This is a genomic window from Nocardiopsis sp. CNZ308, assembly GCF_004217075.1.
The window spans coordinates 2,311,652-2,337,755 of the sequence record NZ_SHKJ01000001.1; the positions used below are offsets into that span (position 1 = coordinate 2,311,652).

Annotated in this window: 24 protein-coding genes; 6 read left to right on the forward strand and 18 right to left on the reverse strand. The window is 73.0% G+C overall.

Annotation, left to right across the window (positions count from 1 at the left end; all coding sequences use genetic code 11):
* Positions 1–22 precede the first annotated feature (22 nt).
* The 8 genes from EV372_RS09965 to rfbA form a co-directional block, all read right to left on the reverse strand.
* On the reverse strand, positions 23–298 hold the full coding sequence (locus EV372_RS09965; RefSeq protein WP_094805408.1) for a phosphopantetheine-binding protein: 276 nt from the start codon (positions 296–298) through the stop codon (positions 23–25).
* Positions 295–1,782: an amino acid adenylation domain-containing protein gene (locus EV372_RS09970; protein ID WP_130395787.1), complete on the reverse strand. Its 1,488-nt coding sequence runs from the start codon at positions 1,780–1,782 to the stop codon at positions 295–297. The genes EV372_RS09965 and EV372_RS09970 overlap by 4 nt, the downstream gene beginning before the upstream one ends.
* Positions 1,779–2,924 (reverse strand): acyl-CoA dehydrogenase family protein, encoded by a 1,146-nt coding sequence (locus tag EV372_RS09975; protein WP_130395788.1) that lies wholly within the window; start codon positions 2,922–2,924, stop codon positions 1,779–1,781. The genes EV372_RS09970 and EV372_RS09975 overlap by 4 nt, the downstream gene beginning before the upstream one ends.
* A gap of 15 nt (positions 2,925–2,939) precedes the next feature.
* On the reverse strand, positions 2,940–3,980 hold the full coding sequence (locus EV372_RS09980; protein ID WP_130395789.1) for a ketoacyl-ACP synthase III family protein: 1,041 nt from the start codon (positions 3,978–3,980) through the stop codon (positions 2,940–2,942).
* 132 nt (positions 3,981–4,112) lie between these two features.
* A complete protein-coding gene (locus tag EV372_RS09985; RefSeq protein ID WP_130395790.1) occupies positions 4,113–5,612 on the reverse strand; it encodes an aromatic amino acid ammonia-lyase in 1,500 nt (499 codons plus the stop codon).
* Complete coding sequence (locus EV372_RS09990; protein WP_130395791.1) at positions 5,609–6,721, reverse strand: AMP-binding protein; 1,113 nt, start codon at positions 6,719–6,721, stop codon at positions 5,609–5,611. Before EV372_RS09990 ends, EV372_RS09985 begins: the two co-directional genes overlap by 4 nt.
* A gap of 113 nt (positions 6,722–6,834) precedes the next feature.
* The gene (rfbB, locus tag EV372_RS09995; protein ID WP_130395792.1) at positions 6,835–7,827 is read right to left on the reverse strand and encodes a dTDP-glucose 4,6-dehydratase; all 993 of its coding nucleotides are present in this window, start codon (positions 7,825–7,827) and stop codon (positions 6,835–6,837) included.
* A complete protein-coding gene (gene rfbA, locus EV372_RS10000) occupies positions 7,824–8,720 on the reverse strand; it encodes a glucose-1-phosphate thymidylyltransferase RfbA (protein WP_130395793.1) in 897 nt (298 codons plus the stop codon). The genes rfbB and rfbA overlap by 4 nt, the downstream gene beginning before the upstream one ends.
* Before the next feature lie 334 nt (positions 8,721–9,054).
* On the opposite strand from rfbA, the gene EV372_RS10005 reads away from it, so the two are divergent.
* On the forward strand, positions 9,055–10,263 hold the full coding sequence (locus EV372_RS10005; RefSeq protein ID WP_130395794.1) for a nucleotide disphospho-sugar-binding domain-containing protein: 1,209 nt from the start codon (positions 9,055–9,057) through the stop codon (positions 10,261–10,263).
* Between the two features lie 26 nt (positions 10,264–10,289).
* On the opposite strand, the gene EV372_RS10010 is transcribed toward EV372_RS10005, so the two are convergent.
* Positions 10,290–11,540, reverse strand: coding sequence for an activator-dependent family glycosyltransferase (locus tag EV372_RS10010; RefSeq protein ID WP_130395795.1), 1,251 nt, complete (start codon positions 11,538–11,540; stop codon positions 10,290–10,292).
* 43 nt (positions 11,541–11,583) lie between these two features.
* Positions 11,584–12,135 carry an N-acetyltransferase gene (locus tag EV372_RS10015; protein WP_253795645.1) on the reverse strand — a complete coding sequence of 184 codons (552 nt, stop codon included), beginning with the start codon at positions 12,133–12,135 and terminating at the stop codon, positions 11,584–11,586.
* A gap of 396 nt (positions 12,136–12,531) precedes the next feature.
* Here EV372_RS10015 and EV372_RS10025 point away from each other — a divergent pair, with 396 nt between their 5' ends.
* The 3 genes from EV372_RS10025 (at position 12,532) to EV372_RS10035 (ending at position 16,503) form a co-directional block, all read left to right on the forward strand.
* Entirely contained in the window at positions 12,532–13,113 is a 582-nt protein-coding gene (locus EV372_RS10025) for a GNAT family N-acetyltransferase (protein WP_130395797.1), read from the forward strand.
* Between the two features lie 62 nt (positions 13,114–13,175).
* Entirely contained in the window at positions 13,176–15,695 is a 2,520-nt protein-coding gene (gene lanKC / locus EV372_RS10030) for a class III lanthionine synthetase LanKC (RefSeq protein WP_130395798.1), read from the forward strand.
* Positions 15,696–15,777: 82 nt separating this feature from the next.
* Complete coding sequence (locus EV372_RS10035) at positions 15,778–16,503, forward strand: class I SAM-dependent DNA methyltransferase (RefSeq protein WP_013155725.1); 726 nt, start codon at positions 15,778–15,780, stop codon at positions 16,501–16,503.
* A 6-nt stretch (positions 16,504–16,509) separates the two neighbouring features.
* On the opposite strand, the gene EV372_RS10040 is transcribed toward EV372_RS10035, so the two are convergent.
* The 5 genes from EV372_RS10040 to EV372_RS10060 all read right to left on the reverse strand — a co-directional run bounded on the left by EV372_RS10040 (position 16,510) and on the right by EV372_RS10060 (position 19,606).
* A complete protein-coding gene (locus EV372_RS10040; protein WP_130395799.1) occupies positions 16,510–17,274 on the reverse strand; it encodes a DUF4429 domain-containing protein in 765 nt (254 codons plus the stop codon).
* A 21-nt stretch (positions 17,275–17,295) separates the two neighbouring features.
* Complete coding sequence (locus EV372_RS10045) at positions 17,296–18,300, reverse strand: ATP-binding cassette domain-containing protein (RefSeq protein ID WP_130395800.1); 1,005 nt, start codon at positions 18,298–18,300, stop codon at positions 17,296–17,298.
* Between the two features lie 73 nt (positions 18,301–18,373).
* Positions 18,374–18,940 carry a GNAT family protein gene (locus tag EV372_RS10050; RefSeq protein ID WP_130395801.1) on the reverse strand — a complete coding sequence of 189 codons (567 nt, stop codon included), beginning with the start codon at positions 18,938–18,940 and terminating at the stop codon, positions 18,374–18,376.
* 260 nt (positions 18,941–19,200) lie between these two features.
* Positions 19,201–19,323 carry a SapB/AmfS family lantipeptide gene (locus EV372_RS10055; RefSeq protein WP_130395802.1) on the reverse strand — a complete coding sequence of 41 codons (123 nt, stop codon included), beginning with the start codon at positions 19,321–19,323 and terminating at the stop codon, positions 19,201–19,203.
* A gap of 160 nt (positions 19,324–19,483) precedes the next feature.
* On the reverse strand, positions 19,484–19,606 hold the full coding sequence (locus EV372_RS10060; protein ID WP_013155730.1) for a hypothetical protein: 123 nt from the start codon (positions 19,604–19,606) through the stop codon (positions 19,484–19,486).
* A gap of 316 nt (positions 19,607–19,922) precedes the next feature.
* Here EV372_RS10060 and EV372_RS10065 point away from each other — a divergent pair, with 316 nt between their 5' ends.
* Together EV372_RS10065 and EV372_RS10070 are read left to right on the forward strand one after the other, a co-directional pair.
* Positions 19,923–20,525 (forward strand): GNAT family N-acetyltransferase, encoded by a 603-nt coding sequence (locus EV372_RS10065; RefSeq protein WP_130395803.1) that lies wholly within the window; start codon positions 19,923–19,925, stop codon positions 20,523–20,525.
* A 49-nt stretch (positions 20,526–20,574) separates the two neighbouring features.
* On the forward strand, positions 20,575–21,432 hold the full coding sequence (locus EV372_RS10070; protein ID WP_013155732.1) for an ABC transporter permease: 858 nt from the start codon (positions 20,575–20,577) through the stop codon (positions 21,430–21,432).
* 40 nt (positions 21,433–21,472) lie between these two features.
* Here EV372_RS10070 and eda read toward each other — a convergent pair whose 3' ends face one another.
* From eda to zwf, 3 genes are all read right to left on the reverse strand, one after another.
* Positions 21,473–22,105 (reverse strand): bifunctional 4-hydroxy-2-oxoglutarate aldolase/2-dehydro-3-deoxy-phosphogluconate aldolase, encoded by a 633-nt coding sequence (gene eda, locus EV372_RS10075; RefSeq protein ID WP_130395804.1) that lies wholly within the window; start codon positions 22,103–22,105, stop codon positions 21,473–21,475.
* A 472-nt stretch (positions 22,106–22,577) separates the two neighbouring features.
* Complete coding sequence (gene edd / locus EV372_RS10080; protein WP_130395805.1) at positions 22,578–24,428, reverse strand: phosphogluconate dehydratase; 1,851 nt, start codon at positions 24,426–24,428, stop codon at positions 22,578–22,580.
* Complete coding sequence (gene zwf, locus EV372_RS10085) at positions 24,425–25,903, reverse strand: glucose-6-phosphate dehydrogenase (RefSeq protein WP_130395806.1); 1,479 nt, start codon at positions 25,901–25,903, stop codon at positions 24,425–24,427. The genes edd and zwf overlap by 4 nt, the downstream gene beginning before the upstream one ends.
* Between the last annotated feature and the right edge of the window lie 201 nt (positions 25,904–26,104).

Sequence of the window (26,104 nt, forward strand, 5' to 3'; positions counted from 1 at the left end):
CCCCGGGGAGGGCCGGGGCCGCTCAGGCCTCCCCGGTCCTCCCCGCGCACAGCATCGCCGCGATGCTGCGGACGTCGGTGAACGCGCGGGGGTCGATCCTCTCGGCCCGGATCGGCACGCCCAGGCCGGTGTGGATGTGGTTCATCAGGACGGCGGTGTTGAGGGAGGTGAGCACGCCCCACTCCCGCAGCGGTGAGTCCTCGGTCAGCTCGCCGTGGGGGTCGCCGTCCAGGAACCGGTCGCGGACGAAGAGCAGGAGGAGTTCCCGCACCTCCTGCTCGCTGGCGTCCTTCGTCACGTGTTCTCCCTCTGCTCCGGAGCGCGCGCCCACCGGGCGAGCTCCAGTCTGTCGGTCTTGCCGTTGGGTGTGCGCGGCAGCGCCTCGGTGAAGCGCACCGCGTCCGGGATCATGTAGGCGGGCAGGTGCCGCGAGGCGTGGCGCTTGAGCCCCAGCACTCCCATCCGGGCGCCCCTCCTCAGGACGGCGAACGCCGTGATGGCCGCCGTGACCCCGCTCCCGGTCACCACCACGGCCGCCTCCTCGACGTCCGGGCTGCGCTCCAGCGCCGCCTCCACCGCCCCCGGCTCGACGCGGTACCCGCGGACCTTGGCCATGTGGTCGCGGCGCCCCAGGAACTCGAACACGCCGTCCTCGCGCATGCGCGCCAGGTCGCCCGTGGCGTAGGGGCCCTCCACGGGCGGCGCCCCCCAGTAGCCGAGCATCACCGTGGGGCCGTCCACCACCAGTTCTCCGGCCTCCCCCGGGGCCGCGGGTCGGCCCGTGTCCGCGCGCACCCAGACGCGGTTGCCCGCGGTGGCCCGGCCGATGGGCAGCGGCCTTCCGCCCTCCAGGTCGGCGGGCACCACCTCGTGGAAGGTGCACGCGTTGGTCTCGGTGGGTCCGTACAGGTTGAGCAGCCGTGCGGGGCTCCACTCCGCCAGGCGCCGGGCGTACTCCGGGGGGAGCGCCTCCCCGGCGAAGAGCACGGCGCGCAGGGCCGGAGGCGGGGGCCGGTCGGCGAGCCCGCCGTCGCGGAGCATCAGCACCAGCGCCGAGGGCACGGAGTACCAGACGGTCACGCCCTCGCTGTGGACGAGGTCCACGAGCAGGTCGGGCGCGAAGGAGTACCCCTCGGGGATCAGCGTGACCGAGGCCCCCGCGCTGAAGGCGGTGTACAGGTCCAGGACCGACAGGTCGAAGGTGAGCGAGGCGTGGTTGGCGAAGCGGTCCCCCGGCCCCGCGTCCAGCTCCCCGCGGGCCCACTCCACGAAGGCCAGGGCGCCCGCGTGGCTCACCGTCACGCCCTTGGGCCTGCCGGTGGACCCCGAGGTGTAGAGCACGTAGGCGGGCGCGTCCGCGGGCGCGGTGTACCCGGGGACCGGCCCGCTCCGCGCCGGAGGGGCGTCGATGTCGAGGAACGCCGTGTCCGCGCCGAGGCGTCCGCGCAACCGCTCCAGGTCCGCGGCGGCGGCGCAGACCACACGCGGTCGGCAGTCCTCGGCGATCCGCAGGACGTGGTCCGGCGGCATGGCGCCGCTGGCCGGAACGTGGACGGCCCCCGTCCGGAGCACCGCCTGGGACGCGGCGACGGCGCGCAGGCCCTTCTCCGCCCAGACCAGGACGCGCTCGCCGGGGCCCGCGCCCAGCGCCGCCAGGTCGGCGGCCATGGCGTCGGCCTCCGCGTCCAGCTCCGCGTAGGTCCGCTCCCGGCCCCCGCAGCGCAGCGCGGTGCGCTGGGGCGCCTCGCGCGCGGACCGGCGGACCAGGTCCTGGAGGTTCACAGGCCCTCCCCCCGGGCGATGATCTCGCGCTGGATCTCGCTCGTGCCCGAGACGAGGGTGCCGGGCAGGGCGTCGCGCAGCCGCTGCTCCATCCCCGTGCCGACGAGGTAGCCGGAGGAGCCGAAGAGCTGGACGGCGTCGAGCCCGTTGGCCACGGCCGCCTCGGTGACCGCGACCTTGGCCAGGGAGACGGCGGTGTCGGCCTCCGGCCTGGCCCGGTCGAGCAGCCAGCAGGCGCGGTAGAGCAGGAGGCGGGCGCCCTCCAGCCTCTGGCGCATCGCGGCCACCCGGTGCGAGACCGCCTGGAACTCGCTGATCGGCCGCCCGAACTGCCTGCGGCCGCGCACGTGCGCCGCGACCCGGCCCAGCTGGTCCTCCATGGAGCCCAGGTAGATCGCCGGGAGGCAGGCCCGCTCCCAGGCCATGGAGAACTGGAAGACCGCGTTCCCCTGCCCCTCGGCGCCCAGCCTGAGCGAGGCGGGCACGCGGCAGCCGGAGAAGGTCACCGGCGCCGCCGCGCAGGCGTGCAGTCCCGCCTTGCGCAGTGTCGGGCCGACGGTGACCCCGGCCGTGCCGCGCGGCACGGCGAACGCGGTGACGCCGAAGAAGCCCGCCGAGGGGTCGGTGACCGCGTAGGCGACCAGGACGTCGGCCTCGGCGGCGTTGCTCACGAAGGACTTGGTCCCGTCGAGCACGTAGCCCCCGGCGTCCGGCCGGGCCGTGGTCGCCATGGCGTTGACGTCGGAGCCCGCGCCCTCCTCGGTCGCGGCGTTGCCCGCGACCACTTCCCCGCCGGCCATGCCCCGGAGCAGGTCGGTGACCTCCGGGCCGCGGCCGAATTCGCGCATGGGGACGCCGCAGGCCAGCAGGTGGGCGGCCACCGCGAAGGGCAGCCCGGCGTCGGGGCAGGCCGAGCCGAGGGCCTCCAGGGCGAGGGCGGTGTCGAGCGCGCCGAGCCCTCCGCCGCCCACGGAGGCGGGCAGGCACGCACCGGTCAGTCCGGCCTCGGCCGCGGTCCGCCACTCCTCGCGGGTCAGCGGCTGGTCGTGTTCGCGGGGCGGGGCCCCGCCGAGGCGGTCCCGGACGAGCGCGGCGACGCGCTCACCCCTCTCCCGCTGCTCGGGGGTCGGATCGAAGTCCACGGTGTCCCTTCCGTCTCAGGAGCCGGACGGGGGTTCGGCGATCCTCACCACGGCGCAGGAGACCGTCATCCCCGAGCCGAGTCCGCCCAGGATGACGTGGTCCCCCGGCCCGACCTCGCCCTCGTCCATCAGGTGGCGCAGGCCGATGAAGGGGTCGGCCGCGCCGATGTGCCCGATGGTGCGGCCGTGTTCCCACGTGGAGCGCTCCATCGGCAGACCGAGGACCTCCATCCAGCGGTGCTCGACCGCCTCGGGGCCCAGGTTGCCGAAGGCCGCCCGGGAGATGTCCCCGAAACCCACCCCGGCCTCGGCCAGGGTCCGGCCCACCAGCAGCATCATCTTCTTCTGGAGGGTGAACCAGGCGATGTTCACCTCCGGGTCCCGCTCGCCCTGCCGGGCGTGGTCACGGGCCCTGGCCCGGAAGTCGAGGAGCGAGCCGGTGGTCGCCGCGGGGGGGAAGTCGGGCTCACCCGAGCGGTGGTGCTGCTCCAGCTCGGGGACGACCATCGACCCCACCGCGAGCACCCGCGCGGGTCCGGGGCGGCGGCCGAGGAGGACGGAGCAGGCTCCGTCGCCCAGCACGAAGGCGCCCGACCGCCACCGGTCGACGCCCGGGGTGCCGAAGTTGTCCGCGGCGACGAGGAGCGCCGTGGCGTCCTCGGGCGCCTCCCTCAGGTGGGGGACGCACAGCTCCATGGCGGTGAACAGGGCGTTGCACCCCTGGCGCACCTCGGCGGCGATGACGTCGCCGCGGACCAGGTGGTGCTGGAGGTGGTACTGGGGGAACCAGCCGTCCGGGCCCTGGTGCCAGGTGTCGGCGTACAGCAGGACGCGCACGTCGTCCGGGCTGGCCCCGGCCCGCTCGAAGGCCTCGCGGGCGCTGCGCAGCGCCATCTCCGGCGCGGGCAGGTCGTCGGCCACGGCGGCGCCGACCATGTCGTGCACGGCGGCCTCCTCCGCCGTCGTGAGGCCCCGTTCGACCGCGGACCGCACGCTCACGCGGGCCTCGGGCAGGTACACGCCGAGGCCGCGGATCCATAGTTCTGGCGTCTTCAAGGGGAACCCTTCCTGTCCGGTCGCGGCGGGCGGCCGGGGCCCGCCCGGATGCGCGCCCGGTCGGCGGCGCGCCCCCGGACCGGGGCGCGGGACGAAGGTAGCGAAGGGCCGGGGCGCCCGCCCCGGCCGCCGTCACAGCTCCGGCAGGGGCCACCGGTCGGCTCTGCGGGAGGCCTCCTCGGCCAGGGCGTCGCGCACGGCCCGCACCTCGGCGGCCAGGGGGCGGTCGCGGTCCAGCGGCGGGCTGAGCTCGGCGATCCGTGCCCACGGCCCCGCCTCCTCGGACCGGCCCGAGAGCGCGGCGAGCTGCGCCAGGCCCACGCCGAGCGAACCGACGACGAGCCAGGCCAGCTCGATCGCCTGGGCCACCGAGTTGGCGCCGTTCAGCGCCATCGGCACGTGGTCCTGGTTGCCGTTGTTGCAGGGCAGGGCGGTGAGGCTGGCGGGCGTCACGAGCTGGCGGATGCGCGAGACGAACGAGGTGGCGCTCACCTGGACCCCGGCCAGACCGCTGCCCGCACCGGGCCGGGGGGTGAGCATGGGGGGCAGGCCCCCGTTGGTCTCCGAGGCGCAGAGCAGGGAGAGCTGCCGGTCGGCCAGGTAGGCGACCTGTTGGAGGGCCAGGCCGATCTGGTCCGAGCACAGCCCCACCGGCATCGCGTGGAAGTTGCCCCCGTGCAGGACCTCGTCACCGTGGCTGACCGGGTTGTCGGTGGTCCCGACCGCCTCGCGCAGCAGGATGCGCGAGGCGGCGGAGAGCTGGTCCAGGACCGCGCCCAGCACCTGCGGCGCGCACCGCAGGCTGTAGGGCTCCTGGAGGGGCCGCGAGGGCGCGCGCTCGGCTCCGGCGGGCAGGTCGGACCTGATCCAGGCCGCGACCGCGGTCTGGCCCGCCTGGCCCCGGGCCTCGGCGACACCGTGCGCGTACGCCTGGGGGTTGGCCCCCAGCAGGTCCGCCATCCGCGCCGTCATCATCGCCGAGGCGCGCACGACGTCCTCGACCTGCTGGTGGTTGTGCAGGGTCACCGCGAGGCTGACCCCGCTGCCGTTGACGAAGGAGAGGGCCTCGCGGGCGCTCCAGCGCACGGGGGCGGCGCCCAGACGGGCGAGGGCCTCGTCGGCGGGCACGCGGGACCACCGGCCGGGGCCGTCGGACACCCACGCCTCACCCTGTCCGGCGAAGGCCAGGGCGGCGCTGGCCAGGGGCTGGAGGTCGCCGCTCGCGCTGACGGTGCCCTCCCTCGGGATGACGGGTGTGAAGCCCCGGTTCCACAGGCCGACGAGCTCCTGCCAGAAGTCGACCGAGACCGCCGAGTAGCCCCGGCGCATGCTGGTGAGGCGCAGCGCGACCACGAGCCTGCTGACCTCGGGCGGGAGCGGCTCGCCCTGGGCGCTGCCGAGGTGGGAGATGAGCCCCTCCCCCTGCTCGCCCGCGGACTCCGCCGCGGGGAAGGCCACGAGCGGGCCGAAGCCGCGCGTGACGCCGTAGACGTCGGCGCCCTCGGCCAGGTGCTTGGCCATGGTCGTGGCGCTGGCGCGCATGCGCGAGAGGTCCTCCTCGGTCCATCCGATGCGTGCGTCCGGCTCGGCCTGGCGGAGGACCTCGGCCAGGCTGCTCGGCGTAGGCGTCAACTGTCCACTCCTTCGGGGCGGGCGCGCGTCGGCTGCACGCGCCGTAGTTTGCCTGTCTCGGAGCGGTCGATCCGCTCCACCGCGCACACCCTCCGGGGGCGGTACGCGATCTGGTCCAGGGCCCGCGCCATCTCGTCGGCGCCCGGGACGCCGTTCTCCCCCGGTACGACCAGCAGGTCGAAGTGCTCCCCCGTCAGGGGGTCGCGCACCGGGACGCAGGCGAGGTCCTCGCATTCCAGGGCGCCGGACAGGGTCTCCTCCATGGCGTCCAGGTCCAGGCGGCGGCCGTTGACGTTGACCAGCCGGGTCCTGCGCCCGGCGAAACCGAAACCGCGCTCTCCCACGCGGACCACGTGGTCGTCCATGCGGCACTCGGGGCCCGCCGTCCCGTCCTGGGGGCGGGCCAGACGGGGGCTGCGCACCACCAGGGGCGCCTCCGCCGCCGGGTCGGTCGGCCCGTCGCCGAACTCGACGTCGGGGAAGAGGCGCCACGGCGGGTCGTTCGGACCCCACAACCGGTGGGCGACGCCACCGGTCTCCGTGGACCCGAAGATCTCCACCAGGCTCGCCCGGTCCCCCAGCCCGGCCATCAGGTCCACCGCGCTCTGCGGCAGGACCGCCGTGCTGTGCACGAAGGCCAGGTGCTCGGCGGAGGCGAGCCACTCCCGGCGCTGCCGCAGGATGCGGAAGGTCCAGGGGATGGCCATCACCGCCCAGCGGCGTCCGTTCCCCGGCGGGAGCGGCGCGAACTGGGAGGCGTACCAGACCGGCACGCCCAGGTAGGCGGGCACCAGAACGCTGGCGAGCATGCCGTAGACGTGCCGGGGCGGGGCGAAGGACAGGACCGCCTCCGGGCGGTGGCCGGCCACCAGGTCGGCGAGCAGGCGGGCCTCGTCCATGAGCTGCTCACGGGTGCGGAACCAGGACCGCGGCCGCCCCGTGCTCCCCGAGGTGAAGAACTCCGTCTCGGGCGGGAGGAGTTCGGCGAACAACCGGTCGGCCGGTTCGTCCGCCTCGTCCCAGCGCACCGTCCACGGGCGCTCGGTGAGTTCGGGGGCCCGGGGCAGCTTCGCCATGAGGTCGCCGGGGGTCAGCTCGTCAACCGCCACGTGAGTCCTGATCCGATCGTGGTCGTGTCCCGGACCGGTCCGGGAGCTGTGCGGATGGGGCGCGCCCGCGGGTCGGTGTCCCGCCGGCGGGACGCGGCCCGGGGCGGAGCCCGTCAGTCGTCCTGCTGGGGGAGGCGCTTCTTCAGCGGCTCCCACCACGCGCGGTTCTCCGTGTACCAGGCGACGGTGCGGGCCAGTCCCTCTTCGAAGGAGACGGAGGGGCGGTACCCGAGCCTGGTCTCGGCCTTGGAGCCGTCCACGGAGTAGCGGCGGTCGTGGCCCTTGCGGTCGGCCACGAAGCGGACCATCGAGCCGTCGTGGCCGAGCAGTTCCAGGAGCGCCTCGGTGACCTCCAGGTTCCGCTTCCCGACCGAGCCGCCGATGTTGTAGACCTCACCGGGCTCGCCGTGCTCGGCCGCCAGGGCGAGGGCGTCGCAGTGGTCGTCCACGTGGACCCACTCCCGGACGTTGCCGCCGTCCCCGTAGAGGGGCACCGGGACGCCGTCCAGGAGGTTCGTCACGAAGAGGGGGATCATCTTCTCGGGGAACTGGAAGGGCCCGTAGTTGTTGGCGCAGCGGGTCACGCAGACGCGCATCCCGTAGGTCCGGTGGAAGGACCGCGCCAGCAGGTCCGAGGCGCTCTTGGAGGCCGAGTAGGGGGAGTTCGGCTCCAGGGGGTCGGTCTCGACCCAGGAACCCGTGCTGAGGGTTCCGTAGACCTCGTCGGTGGAGACGAGGACGAAGTTCTCCACGCCCTCGTTGAGCGCGCTGTCCAGCAGGTGGAACGTGCCCACGACGTTGGTGCGCACGAAGCACCCCGCGTCGGAGATGGAGCGGTCGACGTGGGTCTCGGCGGCGCAGTGGACCACGGTCGAGACCCCGCGCATGAGGCCGCGGACGAGCTGCTCGTCGCAGACGTCCCCCTGGACGAACGTCATCCGGGGGTGGTCGGCCACGGAGGCGAGGCTCTCCGTGGTGCCCGCGTAGGTCAGTTTGTCCAGGACCACGACCTCGGCGTCCGCGAAGCGCGGATAAACGCCTGCGAGCACGCGCCTGACGAAGTTCGAACCGATGAATCCGGCTCCACCGGTGACCAGGATCTTCATACGCCCGCACCCTGCCATACCCCGGCCGCCCGGCGGGCGGCCTCCATGACGTACTCGCCGTAAGGCGAATTCTGCATTTCCTCCCCAAGGCGATAGCACTCATCGGCCCCGATGAAGCCCATGCGCAATGCGATCTCCTCAAGACAGGCGACTCGGACTCCGGATTCCCGGGCCATGGTGGACACGTACCGGCCTCCCTCCAGCAGGGATTCCTCCGTGCCGAGGTCGAGCCACGTTATCTCGTTCCCCATGGTCACGAGTTCGGCTCTGCCCATTTCCAGATAGGCGCGGTTGACATCGGTGATCTCGAGTTCTCCGCGCCCGGACGGCTCGATCCGCTCAGCGATGTCTACCACGTCCTGGTCATAGAAATAAAGCCCGGTGACCGCGTAGTCCGACTCCGGCTCGGAGGGCTTCTCCACCAGGGAGACGAACCTGCCCTTTTCTCCGAAGCCCGCCACGGCGTAATGCCGGGGGTCGCTCACCTTGCACCCGAACAGCGTGCAGCCGGAAGTGGAGGCGGCGGCCCTGCCGAGGAGGTCCGGAAACCCTTCGCCGTGGAATATGTTGTCACCCAGCACTAGGGCGCTACGGGTTCCGCGAATGTGCTCCCTCCCGATGAGGAGCGCCTCGGCTATACCCCTGGGCTCTTTCTGGACCGCGTATTCGATCTCTATTCCCAGATGGCCGCCGTCACCCAGGGCCTGCTGGATGAGGGGGAGGCTCTCTGCGTTCGATATCACCATGATCTCCCGGATTCCGGCCATCATGAGCACGGAGACCGGATAGTAGAACATCGGCTTGTCATAAACCGGGAAAAGGTGCTTGGAGACGCTTCGCGTGGTGGGGAATAGGCGGCTACCAGTACCGCCTGCCAGCACAATACCTTTCATGGTGACTCCCAACGGTGGCCGAACATCGATATTGCTGGGCAAGCACACCACGGATGCGCCGTGGTGCTTTGGTCAGCGGCCTGGACCCGGCACTCGGTGCTAGGCTCTCCGAACCTCTCCCGAAGGAATCCTCACAACAGTACCGTCACGCTGCCTCGGGAGAGGAGAACAGTCCGGAGTGCAGCACCCGCAATGAACATGGCGCGGACCGGACTTGTCAAGGATCGGTGTCGGCTTTCACTCCTCGGAACATCGGGTCATCGAAATCTCGGAAGTGGGGAACACGTTGCGAATCGTCGTCGCGGCTTACGCGGACAAAGCTTATTTCTTTAGCATGGTGCCGACGGCGTGGGCACTGCGCGCCGCCGGGCACGAGGTCCGGATCGCCACCCAGCCCTCCATGACCGAGGCCGCGGCGGAGACGGGCCTGACCGTGGTCCCGGTCGGCGACGACCACACCCTGGCCGAGGTGCTGGCCCACGCCCGCGATCAGCAGGGCGAGTCGATCTTCGACCTGGCCGAGGAGCGGCCGGAGATGCTGGTGCCGGAGAAACTGCACCACGCCTACGAGGAGTACGTCACCTGGTGGTGGAAGCTCGTCAACGAGCCGATGGAGCGGGACCTGGTCGCCTTCTGCCGCGAGTGGCGCCCCGACCTCGTGCTGTGGGAGCCCAACACCTACTCCGCGGCGATCGCCGCGGAGGCGTGCGGCGCCGCGCACGGGCGGTTCCTGTGGAGCGTGGACCTCTTCGCGCGCATGCGGCGCCTGTACCTGGGGGCCGCCGACGCCACCCCCGGACCCGACCCGCTCAGGGGCTGGCTGGAGGAGAGCGCGGCCCTGTACGGGGTGGAGTTCTCCGAGGACCTCGTCCTCGGCCAGTTCTCCGTCCACCAGCTCCCGGAGGCGCTGCGGCCGCGCGAACTGGAGAAGACGGGCACCCACCTGAGCGTGCGCCCGGTTCCCTACGCCGGAAGCGCCGTTCTGCCCTCCTGGGCACGGGCCGGGGCCGAGCGGCGGCGCGTCCTGGTGGACTGGGGGTCCTGGAGCAGGACGGCCGAGGGCGCCGCCGCCCTGGTGGACGTCATCGACGCCTGCGCCGAGATCGGCGCCGAGGCCGTCGTCCTCTCCCCCGCCTCCCGCCGGGACTCCCTGCCCGCGCTGCCCGAGGACGTGGTGGTGACCGACTCGGGGGCGGCCCACATGCTCATGGGCTCCGGCTCGCTGATCGTCCACGGCGGCGGATTCGACGTGTCCTGCAACGCCGTGGTCGAGGGGCTGCCGCAGCTGGTCGTGCTCAACACCGAGCAGTTCGACGCCGCTCCGCTCTCGCGGGCGCTCCGGGAGCGCGGGGCCGCGCGCGTACTGGAGGTGGAGGAGGTCCTCACCCGGGGCGTGGACGACCTCCTCACGGAGCTCCTGGACAGCGGGGAGGTACGCGCGGCGGCCGGGCTGGTGCGCGACGAGGCCCTGGCCGCGCCCGCCCCGGACCAGGTGGTGCCGGAGCTGGAGCGCATCGCGGCGGCCCGTGGGGGCGGTGTCTGAACGCTCCCCGGACCGCGGGGCGTGCTTCAGACGCGGGTGAGGCCGGTGAGGGTGCGGGCGAGGTCGGCGGGGGTGGGCATGGCGTCCATGCGTGCGCGCAGGGCGCGGGCGGCGCTTGTGTGGCGGGGGTCTTCGAGGAGGGCGCGCACGCCCTCGGTGACGGTGGCGGCGTCCAGGCGGTCGGGGTCCACGACCCTGCCCGCCCCGGCCTCCTCCACCAGCCCCGCGAGGACCGGGATGTCGAACATCCGGGCGTTGGGCGACAGGAGTTGCGGGACTCCGTGGGCGAGGCCGGTCAGGACGGTGCCGGGACCGCCGTGGGTGACCATGGCGGCGCAGGTGGGGGCCAGGGCGTGCAGGGGCACGTACTCGACCAGGCGCGTATTGCCGGGAACGGCGCCCAGCTTGTCCTGTTCGCTGGCGGGCAGGGTGGCCACGACCTCCACGTCCAGCTCGGCCAGGCCCTCCAGGAGGGTCGCGACGTCGACCGTGTAGCCGCCCAGGCGCAACGCCGCCGTCGTCCCGAGGCTGAGTCCGATCCGGGGGCGGGCGGGGGGTGTGCGCAGCCAGTGGGGGACGACGGCGCGTCCGTTGTAGGGCACGTAGCGCACCGGCAGGTACTCCAGGTGCGGGGGCGTGTCCACCCTGAGGGGGGAGGGCACCTGCTCGATGGTGGCCTGGCCGTGGACCAGGGTCTCGGAGAAGTCCACGCCGTGCCGGGCGGCCCTGGCCCCCAGCCACGCGGCCAGGGGGTCCTCGCGCTCGGAGGCGGGCCGCTCGCCCATCCGCGCCAGGAAGGTCCGGCGGACCCTGCTGAACAGGTCCACGCTCCACAGGTGGCGCACGTGGACGGCCCCGCACGCCTGGGCCGCCACGGGGGCGGCGTAGGTGGACGGCTCCCACACGACCAGGTCGGGGCGCCACTCGCGGCAGAAGGAGACCAGGTCGTCGAACATGGGGTCGTTGACCGTCCGCCACCACCACGTGACCACCCCGCGGTAGCCCTGGAGGAGGTGGTCCCAGGTCAGGACCTCGTCACGGTCCTCGGCCATGTCGAAGTCCAGGTGCCGGTCCGCCCGGCCGTCCCGGCTGATCCTGGCGAAGTGGTGGTCGCGGCCCACGGCGGTGAAGGGCAGCCCCGCCCCCGCCGCGACGGACTCCAGATGGGGCTGGCTGGCCACCCGGACCTCGTGCCCGGCGGCGCGCAGCGCCCACGCCAGGGGCACCAGCCCCAGGAAGTGGGTCCGCTCCGCCTGCGTCGCGAACAGCACCCTCATCCCGGCGCTCCCCGCCGGAGGGGGCCCGTCCGCGGGACCGCGCTCACGCCGTCCTCCCGGCCGCGGCGTCCCGGACGTAGCCGGCCCCGGCCGCGTCCCACGCCTCCCGGTAGACGGCGAAGATCCGCACCGAGCGCAGCCGTTCGCCGTCGAGCACGTACTCGGAGAGCGTCCCCTCCCGGTGCACCTCCACGCCGCTCGCCCGCAGCGCGGGCAGCCCGCTGTCGACCACCCAGAAGTAGACCTTCCGGATGTTCCACATCGCGAAGGCGTAGTTCACGGCGAGGGCGTGGGCGTGGGCCACGCCCTCGGAGCCCAGTACCTCCGGATCCGCGGCCACGGAGCACTTGACATAGCGCCCCAGCGGATTGAGGGAGTGGAGGGAGACGTAGCCCCCGGCCCTTCCCGACCCCGGTTCCTCCGCGAGGAACTGCGCGGCCACGCCCTCGAACTCCTTGGGCCACAGGGACGCGAAGACGTCCCTGCTGGGAAGGCCCCCCAGCCCGTGCCGCGAGAGCTCGTCGTGGACCGCCTCCCCCGACCTCTCCGCCGTGGAGGCGAGCCTGACGGCGCGCGTCACGATATGCGGAAACACGATCTCCTGCACCACATCTCCCGTCGCCCCGAACGGGGCAGAGAAAAGCGCTGTGAAGAATGGATTTCTCCACAGCGCATCAGAGGAATCAGCTGCAACCGACGTAGCTGAGACCGCTGTTCAGCAGAACGGCTTCATCGAGGACGGTGTCCATCTCCTGAAGGGACAGAACGTCAGAGAGAACCATGGCTGGCCTCCTTTCCTTCGCGTGGGCCGACACTGGCGGGACAGAACCTAGGACAATTCCTCCGGCTCGACAAGAAGGCGGACCGGACCGGGCCCCCGCAGCGGCGGCTGTCCCGCCGGCGGGACGCCGCGCGGCGGGAGGGGGCGCGGCGGGAGGGGGCGCGGCGGGAGGGGGCCCGCGCCGCGGCGCGGACACTAGGGTGTGGCGCCATGCTCACACTGCACCTGGAGACCCCGCGTATCAGGTTCGGTCCCATCGCCCCGGAGAAGGTCGGAGAACTCTACGACCTCCTCGTGGAACTGGGCCTGGAAAGCCTTCCGTCGCGAGGCGCCTTCATCGAGTCCTACCACTCGGTGGCCAAGCGCTTCGTCGACGTATTCGAGATCCAATTCCGCAGCACGGGCGAGGTCCTCGGTTTCGCGTCGATTCGCGAACACGATCCGGCGGGACACGTGAAACTGGGCATCTTCATGCGCACGGACCGTCTTCCCGTGGGCGTGGGGGCCGAGTCCATGATGATGCTCGTCAACTACGCCTTCGCCCACTGGGATTACCTGCGGAAGGTATACGTTCTGACGACGGACGCGAGCCTGGGGAAATTCGGTTCGGCGCTCGCCAGCACCCCCCGGGAGGCGTCCCTCCCCCGGCACGTCTACTTCCAGGGCCGTTTGTGGGACCTGCACTTCTACTCGGTCTCCCGCGGCGCCTGGACCGCCAAGGGGGCGCCCATCCTCGACCGGATCGCGCGCGGACCGCGTTCGAGACGGTCCGGGAGCCCGGACCGCGGCTGAGCCGCCGCCCGCGAGCCGGACGCAGCACCCGCCACACCGCCCATCCCGGAGGGAAGCCCCCCATGCTCGACCTGGTCGAGATGTACACGCTCGCGGACCCGTTGTTCTTCGAGGAGCCGAGCAGGCTCACGGACGACTCCCCCAACGCCCTCGTGGCCCCGGCGGACCTCTCCGTCACGAGGCTGGACCCTCCCCCGGGTTGGCGGCGCGAGCGCGACGGCCTGTGGCACGTCGTCTCCCCGGAGGCTCCGGACCTGCCCGAGCAGGGCTGGAAGATCCACGTCTCGGCGACCGTGGACAACGCGGACGCGATCTGCCGCGAGGTGTGGGACCACTGCACGGAGCACGGCCTGGTGTTCAAGTACCTGTTGAACAGGAACATCCTGGTCGCGGCCAACACCAAGTACGCCCCCCGGGCCTCCAGCGGCAAACTGCTCACCGTCTACCCCCGCGACGAGGAGGAGCTGGAGCGGACCCTGCACGCGCTCTCCGCGCGCGTGGGAGGGCAGCCGGGCCCCTACGTCCTGAGCGACCTGCGGTGGGACCAGGGGCCCCTGCACGTCAGATACGGCGCCTTCCGCCAGATGTGGTGCCTCGACGAGCACGGCTCCCGGGTCCCGGCGCTGCGCGACCCCGACGGGGCGCTGGTGCCGGACCGCCGGCTGCCCTCGTTCACCCCGCCCCCCTGGGTGGTGCTCCCCTCCTTCCTCCAGCCGCACCTCGACGCCCGCTCCACCGGGGAGCGCGTGCCCTACCTCGTCGACAGGGCCCTGCACTTCTCCAACGGCGGAGGGATCTACCTGGGGCGCCGCGAGGAGGACGGGGCCCGGGTCGTGCTCAAGGAGGCCCGTCCCCACGCCGGGCTCGACCGCGAGCTGCGCGACGCGGTCTCCCGCCAGATCCGGGAGGAGGAGAACCTGCGGCGTCTGGACGGGGTGCCCGGCGTGCCCCGGTTCCTGGACAGCTTCACCCTGGGCGGCCACCGCTTCCTGGTCCAGGAGTACAAGGAGGGCCGGACCCTGGGCTCCTGGTGCGCCGTCCACCACCCCGGCGTCACCGAGGCGTACGCCGACGCCGACGCCCTCGCCGCCTTCACCGGGCGCGCCCTGCGCATCCTGGGCCGGTTGGAGGCGGTCCTCGACGCCGTCCACGACCGCGGCCTGGTCTTCGCGGACCTGCACGCCAACAACGTGCTGGTGGACGAGGACGACGAGGTCTGCCTGATCGACTACGAACTGGCCTTCGACGCGAAGAGGGAGGGGCACCGGGCACCGCTCGGAGCCCCCGGGTTCGCCAGCGCCGACCGGGTCGGCGCCGCGGTCGACCGGTACGCCCTGGCCGCGACCCGCCTGTCGGTCTTCCTGCCCTTCTCCCGGATCACCGCCCTGTCGCCGCACAAGGCCGCGGAGCTGGTGGACGTGCTCCGCGAGCTCTACCCCGTCCCCCGTGAGTGGGCCGACGAGATCGAGCGCGAACTGGTCCCGGAGCGCCCGGAGGAGGCCCCCGGGCGCCCGCCCGTGTCCCTCGGCTCCGTCGCGGCGGGCATCGCCGCCTCCGCGACCCCGGAGCGGACCGACCGGCTGTTCCCCGGGGACCTCCAGCAGTTCCTCTCCGGCGGCTACGGCGTGGCCCACGGCGCGGCCGGTGTCCTGTGGGCGCTGGAGCGCGCGGGCGGGGACCGCTTCCCGGAGCACGAGGAGTGGCTGGTCTCCGCCGCGCGGCGGCTGCGCTCCCCCGGCCAGGGCTTCTACGACGGCGTCAGCGGCCTGGCCTACGTCCTGGACCACCTCGGCCACCGCGACGAGGCCGACGAACTGCTGGAGCGCCACGCCGGGGACGAGTGCGGCGGGATCTCCCTCTTCTCCGGCGCGGCGGGCGTGTGCGCCGCGCTGGTCCACCTCTCCCGGGGCGGCGCGGACGACGCGCGTATGACCCGCGCCCTCGCCCTGGGCGGGCGGCTCTCGGAGGCGGTCGCGGAGGCGGGGGCGGCCACGGAGCCCCCGAGGCCCGGACGCGCGGGGCTCATGCGGGGATGGAGCGGCGTGGCCCTGGCCCTGCTGAACCTGTACCGGGCGACGGGGGACGGCCTCTGGCTCGACACCGCGGCGCGGGCCCTGCACCTGGACCTGGACCAGTGCGTCTCGGCGCCGGACGGCACCCTGCTGGTACGCGACCGCGGGGCGCGGGCCCTGCCCAACATCGACGCCGGGGGGCTGGGCGTCGCCCTGGTCGTCAAGGAGTTCCTGGAGCACCGCGAGGACGGGCGCTGCGCCGAGAGCCTCCCCGCGCTGACCCGTTCGTGCCACACCCTGCTGTACGCCCAGGCGGACCTGTTCCACGGCAAGGCGGGCCAGGTGGCGGCGCTGGCCCGGCTGGGCGGAGCACCCGAGGCGCTGCGCTCCCGGGTCGCCGAACTGGAGTGGTACGCCCTGCCCTTCCGGGGGCAGACCGCCTTCCACGGCGGCCGGGTGCCGCGGCTGTCGATGGACCTGGCCACGGGCGGAGCGGGCGTACTCCTCGCCCTGGCCGCCGCCGAGGGGGGCGGCCGGCCCTTCCTCCCCTTCTTCTCCGAGGCCCCCTAGGGCCGCGGAACCGGACCGGACGGCCCGCGGCCGGGGCGACAGGCGCCCCGGGTCCGCCGACCATGGACGAAGGACCGATCGGATGTACGACACCTACTACGCCGCCGTCTACGACGCGGTGATGATCCACCGGGGCAAGGACTACGCCGCCGAGGCCGACCGGATCGGCGAGATCGTCCGGGAGCGGCGGCCCGGCTCCGCCTCGCTGCTGGACGTGGCGTGCGGGACGGGCCTGCACCTGCGCGCGTTCGCGGAGCGCTTCGACGAGGTGGCGGGCCTGGACGGGTCACGGGAGATGCTGGCGCTGGCCCGGGCGCGCGTCCCGGGCCTGCGGACCTGGTGCTCGGACCTGCGGGAGACGGCGCTGGAGGCGCGTTTCGACGCCATCACCTACCTGTTCGCCGTCCCGCACCTGGAGTCGGAGGCGGAACTGGCCGCCGTGGTCCGGTCCCTCGCGGACCACCTGAACCCGGGAGGGCTCCTCCTCCTGGAACCCTGGATCGGCCCGGACGGTTTCACGCCCGGGTACGTCTCACGGGACGTGGTGGAGGACGGCGACCGCACGATCATGCGCCTGTCCCACTCCGCCTCCGTGCCCGGGCGGCGCGACCGGATGTCGATCGTCGTGCACTACGCCGTGGCCGACCCCGCGGAGGGGCTGCGCCACGCCACCGAGTCGACGGAGATGTCCCTGTTCACCCCGGAGCAGTACGCGGCGGCCTTCGAGGGGGCCGGGTGCGAGGCCGAGCACCTGAGGACCGAACCGTTCGCGCACGGGCTGTGGGTGGCCCGGCGCCGCGACGGCTGATCCTGTTCAGCGCTCCTCCCCCTCCGGCAGCGCGCGCCGGGCGGAGCCCCCGAGTTCCCCCCGCCGCGCCGACGGGTGGGGGAGCCGCGCGGCCACGGCCGTGGCCACCGCGGCCGTGGTCCCGCCCTCGTAGTCGCGGCCCCACTGGCTCCAGTGGACGGAGAAGGGGTCGTACCGGGGCTCGGTGCGGTCGCCGCGGCCGTCCGCCGTCACGAACCTCAGGCTGCCGTCGTGGCCGCCCGCCACGGAGGTCCACCGCACCTCGACGATGTCCTCCAGCGCGAGCTGCTGGGGGCCCGCCGCGCGTTTGGCCGCCTCCGCCTTCCAGTTGGGCCTGATGTAGACGTGGGTCCCGTCGAAGACGACGGACGCGTCACCGGCCTCGGAACGCACCGGAGCCCCGGGGGCCCCGACCAAGTACCGGTCCGGAGCGCCCTCGGGGGGCAGGGCGGCGAGCTCCTCGGTGACGGTCTCGGCGAAGTACTCGGCCACCAGGACACGGGAGCGGCCGACCCTGAGCTGGTACGGGTCGCCCCTGCGGGCCAACAGGCCCCGGGTGACCTCGGTGAAGGGGTCGGCGCCCGGGCGGAGGTGCACCCGCAGGGTCCCGCCCCCGCGCCGGGGTTCGAGGACGACGCCCGCCAGCGCGGGCAGCGGCAGCGAGACCACGCCCAGGGCACGGCGCAGCTGGTGGGACCTGCGGCCCGGGGTGATCCACACGGCCGCGCCGTCGAAGGACCACGAGCCGTCGCGCGCGCTTACCTCAGCCATGCCGTCATCGTAGGGGAGAGGTCACCGCCCGGCCCCTTCGACGGAGGGCGCGGCCCCCTGGCCGCGCTCCTCCGCGGGGGTGTTGATGCCCCGGCCGGTGTGGGCGAGGAAGACGTCGTCCAACGAGGGCGACCTGACCTGAACCGACGTGATCTCGGTGTCCGCCTCGGCGAACAGACGGGGGACGAACCGGCGCCCGTCGGCCACCGTGAACCAGACGGTGTCGCCCTCGACCACCGGGGCCGTGTCCAGGATCGACCGGAGCCGCTCGCAGAGCGCCCCGGGGTCGCGCGCGACGATCTCCACGCGGTCCCGCCCGATCCCCGCCTTGAGTTCGGCGGGGCTGCCGACCGTGACGATCTCACCGCCGTCGATGATGGCGATGCGGCCGCAGTTCTCCGCCTCCTCCAGGTAGTGCGTGGTCATGAGCACGGTGACGCCCTCGCGCTCGTTGAGCTCCCTGACCCGGTCCCAGATGGCCTCCCTGGAGCGGGGGTCGAGCCCGGCGGTCGGCTCGTCCAGGAACAGCAGGCGAGGGCCGTGCAGCAGCCCCCTGGCGATCTCCAGCCGTCGCCGCATACCGCCGGAGTAGGTTCCAGCGAGCCTCTCCCGTTCCTCCCACAGGCCCACGTCCCGCAGGGCCCGGGAGACCCTCTCGTCGACCTCCGCCGGGGGCACCCCGTAGATCTCCGCGTGGAACCTGAGGTTGTACCAACCCGTCAGGTAGCGGTCGAGGGTCTGCTCCTGGAACACCAGGCCGATGCTGCGGCGCACGTCGGGCCGCTCCCGGACGATGTCGAAACCCGCGATCGAGCCCGTCCCGGAGGTCGGTGTGACCAGGGTCGAGAGCATGCCGATCAGCGTGGACTTGCCCGCTCCGTTGGGCCCGAGGAGGCCGAACAGCTCGCCGGGGGCCACGTCCAGGTCCACCCCCCTGACGGCCTCGACCTCACCGAAGCGCTTGGTCAGCCCGCGCGCGCGGACCATGGCCCGCGGGCCGGAGCCGTTCACCGACGTGTTCTCCAACAGTCCTCCGTACGTAGGGCGCCCCGTGTCGGGCGCGCGGACGCGGGCGCCCCGGCCCCGCGGGCCGGGACCCTCAGGCGGGGTCCGCCCGGCCGACGCGCCCGTCGACGAAACCGGTCCCGGTCCGCTCCCACGCGTCCCGGTAGACCGCGAAGACTCGGGCCGTGCGCAGTGTGCCCCCGGCGAGCACGTACTCGGGCAGGGAGCCCTCCAGCCGGACCTCGACCCCGGTGCGGCGCAACGCGGAGGGGTCCTCCTCCAGGGTCCACAGGTAGAGCTTCCTGAGGTTCCACATGGAGAACGCGTAGTTGACGGCGAGCGCGTGGGCGTCGGTGGCGCCCCGCGGCCCCAGGACCGCCTCGTCCGCCGCCAGGGAGCAGCAGCCGTGACGCGCCTGGAAGTTGAACCCGTGCAGGGAGGCGTAGCCCGCGACGCGCCCGGAGCCCGGGACGCGCACGAGGAACTGCGCGCCGACCTGGTCGTACACGCCCGGCCACAGGGCCTCGAACACCTCGCGTCCGGGCACTCCGGGCACTCCGGCCACGCCGTGCCCGACGAGTTCGTCGTACACAATGCCACCCCTCCTGGTGTCGGTGGGGTCGAGCACCGCGTCGGCGGAGCCGGTGTGGGGGAAGATCATCGGACACGACCTCTCACGGGCCGGGCCGTCGCGCCCGGCCGGACGTCGGGGGGAGCGCCGCGGAGGAGGACGCCTCCGCGGCGCTCCCGTCGGGGGACCGGGTTCTGTTCCTCGGACCGGCCTCAGCCTGGGGGTTCGTTCGGGCGCCGAAGGTTGCTGTCCTCCGGGCGCCCGAACACAAGCAGGACCGCGCCGTAGGCGTCCGTCGAGGGTGGTGGCGGACGACGGGCGGGACGAGGCGAAGGTCCGGGGAACACCGCCTAGGCGGGGCGGACGATCACGTCACCGCTGCATCCGACGAGGCTGAGTCCGCTGTTCAGCATGGTGCTCTCGTCGACGGTGATCTCGAAACCCTGCAAATCGAGAACGTCGGAAAGGGGCATGTTCCCTCCTCGGAAGAGAATGGACGGGGGTGCCGGCACGAAAGGAACATAGAAGAACTCGGGACCGCCCACAAGAGAGGTTCCCGCGCTCGCCCGAACAGCTCCCGCCCTCCTTTGGTGGGATCATCGGCAGAATCCCTTCCGCATGGCGCGCCAGGCCTCAGGCGGGCCTGACGATGACGTCGCCGCTGCAGCCGACATAGCTCAGACCGCTGTTGAGGAGGGCCTCCGCCTCCAACCGCACGCCCAGGGACTGGAGGGAGAGGACATCGGAAATAATCATGGTTCGGCCTTTCTCGGATGCTTTTCCGACAGGACGCGCCAGAACCTAGGCAAGGGTTTCCGCAGGCGCAAGGGAAAGCCATGGAACCGCACGTCCCGCCGGCGGGACGTTTACGCGCGCGAGGCCCGCGGACCCTTCCCGGACGCGCGACGCCCTTTCCCGGGCTTTCCCGCGAGGACGTTCGGGGGACCTTCTGCGTCCTTCCCCGCCGGTCACGCCATGGGAGCGCTCCCATAACCCGGGGCGCGTGCAAGGATGGCCTCTCCCCCGGGCTGCCACGCCCGACGGTCCCACGGAAAGGCCAGGGCAGTCGGCGATGATCCCCCTCCACCTCGAAACCCCCCGCGTCCGGTTCCGCCCCATCGGGGAGGACAACGTCCTCGGGCTGTACCAACTGCTGCTGAGGCTCGGGATCGAGACGCTCCCGGCCCGGGACAGCTTCGAGTCGTCCTTCAGGGCGCTGGACGGTTCGGACGTCACCGTGCTCCAGATCGAGGCCGCCGGGAGCGGCGAGGTCCTGGGGTTCGCCTCGGTCCGCGAGCGCAGCCCGGCCGGACACGTGAAGATCGGCATCTTCATGGACCCGGACGGACTCGCGGTGGGGGTCGGCGCCGAATCCATGATGCTCCTCGTCAACTACGCGTTCGCGCGCTGGGACGACATCAGGAAGGTGTACGCGCTGACCACGGACGCGAGCCTCATGCACTTCGGTTCGGCGCTGTTCGCCACGCCCAAGGAGGCGACGCTCCCCGGCCACGTCTACTTCCGGGGACGGCTGTGGGACCTGCACTACTACTCGGTCTCCCGGGACCACTGGCTCCAGACGGGGGCCCGGCTCCTCGCGCGCATCACCGGGGACCGGTCGCGACGGGAGGGCGGCCCGGTGGGAATCGGCTCCGCGCCGGTCTGGACCGAGTGACGGGCGCCCGGACCGTCCCCCCACCACCACGAGCAAGGACAAGGACCAGATGACGGCCACGCGACGGCGCCCGCTCCCCACCTCGCCCTTCGGGCTCGGCCACGACCTGCGCACGGTCCGGGTCGTGCTCAAGCGCGACCTCTTCCGCTTCGTCCACGACGTCAGCCGGGGCGTGGCGATGCTGCTCCAGTCGGTGATGTGGCTGTTCGTCATCGGGGTGGGCTTCGGCTCCCTCATCCCGAGGGGAGAGGACGACCTCCCGCTGACCGCCGTGATGTTCCCGGGCGTGGTCGTCATGACCGTCATGGGGACGGCGGTGTCCGCCGCGGCGACCATCGTCACCGACCGCGAGGTCGGCTTCCTGCGCGGAATGCTCGTCGCCCCGGCCAAGCGCTCCGCGCTGATCCTGGGCAAGATCCTCTCGGGCGCGGTCCTGGCCACCCTCCAGGCCAGCATCATCCTCGCGGTGGCCGGCCTGGCGGGGGTGCCCTACGCGCCGGGGCTGATGCTGACCCTGTTCGGGCTCACCTTCCTGGTGGCGCTGACGGCGTCGGCGGTGGGCGTCCTCATCGCGATCTCGGTCCGGGGCAGCGAGGCGTTCATGGGGATGGCCCAGCTGGTCATCTCCCCGCTGGTCCTGCTGTCGGGCGCCATGTTCCCCATCGGAAACCTCCCCTCCTGGCTCACCGCGATCACACTGGTCAATCCCGTCACCTACGTCGTCGACCCCATGCGCCAGGCGGTCTTCGCTCACCTGGACACCTCACCGGAGACCGAGGCGCTGTTCAACCCCGGCATCTCCTGGTTCGGCTGGCAGATCCCCTGGGCGGCCGAGGTCGCCCTCGTGGCGGGCGTGGGCGTCCTGCTGGTCTGGCTGACGGTGGTCAGGTTCGGCGACTCCGAGTAGGAGGCGCCCCGGTCCCGCCGGGACCGGGGCGCGGGCGGCGCTACAGGGCGGCGGCCTCCCCGGCCAGACCGGTGATCCGCTCCCACTCCCCCGCCGCCACCAGGTCGGCCGGGGTCAGCCAGCTGCCGCCCACGCAGCCCACGTTGGGCAGGGCGAGGTAGGCGGGGGCAGACGCGACGGTGATGCCGCCGGTCGGGCAGAACCGCACCTGGGGCAGGGGGCCCGCCAGCGACTTCAGGAACGCCGCGCCGCCCGAGGCCTCGGCCGGGAAGAACTTCATCTCCGTCACCCCGCGCTCCAGGAGCGCCAGGGCCTCGGACACGGTGCCCACGCCGGGCAGGAAGGGCAGGCCCGTGTCGGACATGGCCGACGCCAGCCCGTCGGTGCACCCGGGGCTGACCAGGAAGCGCGCGCCCGCCCTGGCGGCCGCGGCCGCCTGGTCGGGGGCTGCCACGGTGCCCGCGCCGACCACGGCCTCGGGCACCTCGGCGGCGATCCGCTCGATGGCCTCCAGCGCGGCCGGGGTCCGCAGGGTCACCTCGATGCCCGGCAGGCCGCCCGCCACCAGCGCGCGGGCCAGCGGCACGGCGGACTCGGCCTCCGAGACGACCACCACCGGCATCACCGGGGCCAGGTCGAGGATGTCGGCGCCCGAACGGGGGTTCGTCGTCATCTGAATCCTTTCGAGGAAACTCTGGCCTTCAGGCCAGAGAGGAATCGGGCTCCTGCTGAGCGGGACGGTCAACGGTGGTGCGCCCCCGGGCGAATCACCATCCACCAAAATCACCAAACCCGCCAACCACCACTCGAACCGGTGATAGCTTGCTTCGCGTCGGCTCAGACGAGGACCACGTCCGGGCCCTCCTACTGCCGGGCTGGCAGAAAGTCAGGTCTGTGGAGCTGATGTAAGACCGATGGGCGGCACCCCGTCCCCCGCCGTTAGTTCGGGTCGGCAACCGGCTACGAAGCAGAAAGCTCAACCCGCGAGGGAAGAATCTCCCCGCTTCAGCTGGGAGAGAAGTCAAGTCGTGTCTCTCCAGGGTCGGTCGAAGGTCTGGGTGGGCGCGCCGCGGCCTCGGGGCGTGCGGGGCGGACGTCCGCCGCGCGCCCCCGGGCCGGTCCCCCGGCGCGCCCGGTTCGGCGGGTCAGGATCCGAAGACCCCGGCGCCCCTCTCGGCGGGGCCGACCGCGCCGCGCAGGGCCGCGAAGAGCTCCCGGCCGGTGCCGGTGGCGGAGTCCGCGGTGGGGCGGGCGGGCTCGCGGCCGGTCAGGTCGGCCAGCACCTCCAGTGTGCCGGTGGTGGCGTCCAGGCGGATGGGGTCGCCGTCGCGGACGTAGGCCAGCGCGCCGCCCGCCTCGGCCTCGGGGGACACGTGGATGGCGGCGGGCACCTTGCCCGAGGCGCCCGACATGCGGCCGTCGGTCACCAGCGCCACCTTCTGTCCCCGGTCCTGGAGCACGGCCAGCGGCGGCGTGAGCTTGTGCAGCTCGGGCATGCCGTTGGCGCGCGGTCCCTGGAAGCGGACCACCGCGACGAAGTCGCCGGTCAGCTCCCCGGCGGAGAACGCCTCCTGGAGTTCGGCCTGGTCGCCGAAGACGCGGGCGGGTGCCTCCACCACGTGCCGCTCCGGCGCGACCGCGGAGACCTTGATGACGGCGCGGCCCAGGTTGCCCGACAGCATGCGCAGGCCGCCGTCGGGGGCGAAGGGGTCGTCCGTGCCGCGCAGGACGGAGGTGTCGCCGCTCTCCTTGGGTCCGTCGACCCAGGTCAGCTCGCCCCCGTCCAGGCTCGGGACCTGGCGGTAGCGGCCCAGGCCCTCACCCATCAGGGTGCGCACGTCCTCGTGGAGCAGTCCGGCGTCCAGCAGGGAGCCGATCAGGTGGGCCATGCCGCCCGCCTCGTGGAACTGGTTCACGTCGGCGGCGCCGTTGGGGTACATGCGGGTGAGCAGCGGCACCACCTCGGACAGGTCGGCGAAGTCGTCCCAGGTCAGCTCGATACCGGCGGCGCGGGCGATGGCGACCAGGTGCAGGGTGTGGTTGCTGGAGCCGCCGGTGGCCAGCAGGGCGACCACGGCGTTGACGACGGCCCGCTCGTCGACCTGGCGGCCGACGGGGTTGTAGGAGTCGCCCAGGGCGGTGCGGGCGAGCACGCTGCGCCCGGCCTCGGCGGTCAGGGCCTCGCGCAGCGGGGTGCCCGGCTGCTCGAAGCTGGCCCCGGCCAGGTGCAGGCCCATGACCTCCATGAGCATCTGGTTGGAGTTGGCGGTGCCGTAGAAGGTGCAGGTGCCGGGCGAGTGGTAGGCGGCGGACTCGGCCTGGAGCAGCTCGCGGCGGCCCACCTGGCCCTCGGCGAAGCGCTGGCGCACGCGGGCCTTGTCCTTGTTGGGCAGGCCCGAGGGCATGGGTCCGGCGGGCACGAACGCCACCGGCAGGTGGCCGAAGGACAGGGCGCCGATCAGCAGGCCCGGCACGATCTTGTCGCACACGCCGAGCATCAGCGCGCCGTCGAACATGTCGTGGGACAGGGCCACGGCGGTGGCCATCGCGATGACGTCCCGGCTGAACAGGGACAGCTCCATGCCCGCGCGGCCCTGGGTGATGCCGTCGCACATGGCGGGCACGCCCCCGGCGAACTGGGCGACGCCGCCCGCCTCGGCCACGGCGGCCTTGATCACGGCCGGGTAGGACTCCAGCGGCTGGTGCGCGGAGAGCATGTCGTTGTAGGCGGAGACGATCGCCAGGTTGGGCGTGACGTCGCCGGACAGCTTGAGCTTGTCCGAGACGCCGCAGGCCGCGAACCCGTGGGCGAGGTTGGCGCAGCCCAGGGCGGAGCGGGCGGGGCCCTCGGCCGCCGCCGCGTCGATCCGCGCCAGGTAGGCGGACCGGGTGTCGGCGCTGCGCTCGGCGAGGCGCCGGGTGACGTCTGCGACGACGGGGTGGACGGCGGGTCCGTACCCTGCGTTGTCGGCGTCGTCGGGGATGTGCGCGGTCATCGGGGTCGCTCCTCTTCGTACCACGTACGGCCTGTTCGGCCGATGAGCCGGTGCGCGCCCGCGGGGCCGGCGCTTCCGGCTGGATAGGTCTCGGGGGTGGTGCTCAGGCCGTTCCACGCCTCGATGACGGGGTCCACCCAGCGCCAGGCGGCCTCGACCTCGTCGCGGCGCATGAAGAGGGTGGAGTCACCGGCCAGGACGTCCGTCAGCAGTCGCTCGTAGGCCTCGGGCGAGCGGGTGGCGAAGGTGTCGGCGAAGCTGAGCTCCAGCGGGGCGGGCCGCAGCCGCAGCGCTCCGGCGCCGGGCGTCTTGGCCAGCATGGTCAGGTGTATGCCCTCGTCCGGCTGGAGCCGGATCACGAGGCTGCCCGCGCCGGGCAGGTTGGTGCCGGGGAAGATCGTGTGCGGCACCTCGCGGAAGCGGATGACGATCTCCGAGCGGTCGTGCGACATGCGCTTGCCGGTGCGCAGGTAGAAGGGCACCCCCGCCCAGCGCCAGTTGGCCACCTCGGCGCGCAGGGCCACGAAGGTCTCGGTGTCGCTGAGGGCGGGGCCGCCGGGCTCGTCGAGGTAGCCGAGCACCTCCGAGCCGTGGACGGAGCCGCGTCCGTACTGGCCGCGCACGGTGTCCTCGGCGACGCGGTCCCCGGTGAGGGGGCGCAGCGACTGGAGGACCTTGAGCTTCTCGTCGCGGACGGAGTCGCGGTCGTAGCTGGCCGGGGGCTCCATGGCGGTCAGGCACAGCAGCTGGAGCAGGTGGTTCTGGACCATGTCGCGCATGGCGCCGGAGGTGTCGTAGTAGCCCCGGCGCCCGCCGACGCCGACGGTCTCGGCGGCGGTGATCTGGACGTGGTCGATCCAGCGGGAGTTCCACAGGGGTTCGAGGAAGACGTTGGCGAACCGCAGCACCAGCAGGTTCTGCACCGTCTCCTTGCCCAGGTAGTGGTCGATGCGGTAGATGCGCGACTCGTCGAAGACCGCCCCCACCGCGTCGTTGACGGCGCGGGAGGAGGCCAGGTCGCGGCCCAGGGGCTTCTCCATGACCACGCGGGAGTCGGGGGTGACGAGCCCGGCGTCGTCCAGGCCGCGGCAGATCGCGCCGGAGATCATCGGCGGGACGGCGAGGTAGAAGACGCGGTCGCGGCCGGGGGCGAGGGCCGCGGTGAGGGCGTCCCAGCCCGAGGGGTCGCCGCCGACGTCCACGGTGACGTGGGAGAGGCGCTCCAGGAACCGGCGGAGCACGTCGGGCTCGGCGACCTGGACGGCGTGGTGGCCGCGGACCGCCGAGGCGGCCTTGTCCCTGAGGTCGGCGTCGGTGAGGCCGTCGCGTGAGACGGCGACGACGCGGGTCCCCCCGTCCAGGTGGCCGTCGCGGTCCAGCAGGTACAGGGAGGGGAGGAGTTTGCGCATGGACAGGTCGCCGGTACCCCCGAAGACCACCAGGTCGGTGGCACGGGACGCGGACTGCTGCGGCATCTTCGGTCTGCTCCAGCGGGGAGGGAAGGGGATGGGGAGCGGGGGGCGGAGTGTGACGCAGGCGGGGGGCGCGGGGAGGAGGTGCGGACGCGCGGGACGTCCGGCCCTTTGAGCCTAAGCCCGACTATGGTAAAAAACCAAGCACACTTGAGAACAATTATTTACATAACCTCCCAGCCTTCCCGTCGTAACCTCGTGGTT

Bases quoted from the DNA above. Each gene is read 5' to 3' on its own strand.
- lanKC (WP_130395798.1), top strand. From the start codon at position 13,176: ATGCTCGACCTGGTCGAGATGTACACGCTCGCGGACCCGTTGTTCTTC.
- rfbB (WP_130395792.1), bottom strand. From the start codon at position 7,827: ATGAAGATCCTGGTCACCGGTGGAGCCGGATTCATCGGTTCGAACTTC.
- EV372_RS10065 (WP_130395803.1), top strand. From the start codon at position 19,923: ATGATCCCCCTCCACCTCGAAACCCCCCGCGTCCGGTTCCGCCCCATC.
- EV372_RS10055 (WP_130395802.1), bottom strand. From the start codon at position 19,323: ATGCCCCTTTCCGACGTTCTCGATTTGCAGGGTTTCGAGATCACCGTC.
- rfbA (WP_130395793.1), bottom strand. From the start codon at position 8,720: ATGAAAGGTATTGTGCTGGCAGGCGGTACTGGTAGCCGCCTATTCCCC.
- eda (WP_130395804.1), bottom strand. From the start codon at position 22,105: ATGACGACGAACCCCCGTTCGGGCGCCGACATCCTCGACCTGGCCCCG.
- EV372_RS10060 (WP_013155730.1), bottom strand. From the start codon at position 19,606: ATGATTATTTCCGATGTCCTCTCCCTCCAGTCCCTGGGCGTGCGGTTG.
- EV372_RS10035 (WP_013155725.1), top strand. From the start codon at position 15,778: ATGTACGACACCTACTACGCCGCCGTCTACGACGCGGTGATGATCCAC.
- EV372_RS10005 (WP_130395794.1), top strand. From the start codon at position 9,055: ATGGTGCCGACGGCGTGGGCACTGCGCGCCGCCGGGCACGAGGTCCGG.
- EV372_RS10070 (WP_013155732.1), top strand. From the start codon at position 20,575: ATGACGGCCACGCGACGGCGCCCGCTCCCCACCTCGCCCTTCGGGCTC.
- zwf (WP_130395806.1), bottom strand. From the start codon at position 25,903: ATGCCGCAGCAGTCCGCGTCCCGTGCCACCGACCTGGTGGTCTTCGGG.
- EV372_RS10040 (WP_130395799.1), bottom strand. From the start codon at position 17,274: ATGGCTGAGGTAAGCGCGCGCGACGGCTCGTGGTCCTTCGACGGCGCG.
- EV372_RS10010 (WP_130395795.1), bottom strand. From the start codon at position 11,540: ATGAGGGTGCTGTTCGCGACGCAGGCGGAGCGGACCCACTTCCTGGGG.
- edd (WP_130395805.1), bottom strand. From the start codon at position 24,428: ATGACCGCGCACATCCCCGACGACGCCGACAACGCAGGGTACGGACCC.
- EV372_RS10050 (WP_130395801.1), bottom strand. From the start codon at position 18,940: ATGATCTTCCCCCACACCGGCTCCGCCGACGCGGTGCTCGACCCCACC.
- EV372_RS10025 (WP_130395797.1), top strand. From the start codon at position 12,532: ATGCTCACACTGCACCTGGAGACCCCGCGTATCAGGTTCGGTCCCATC.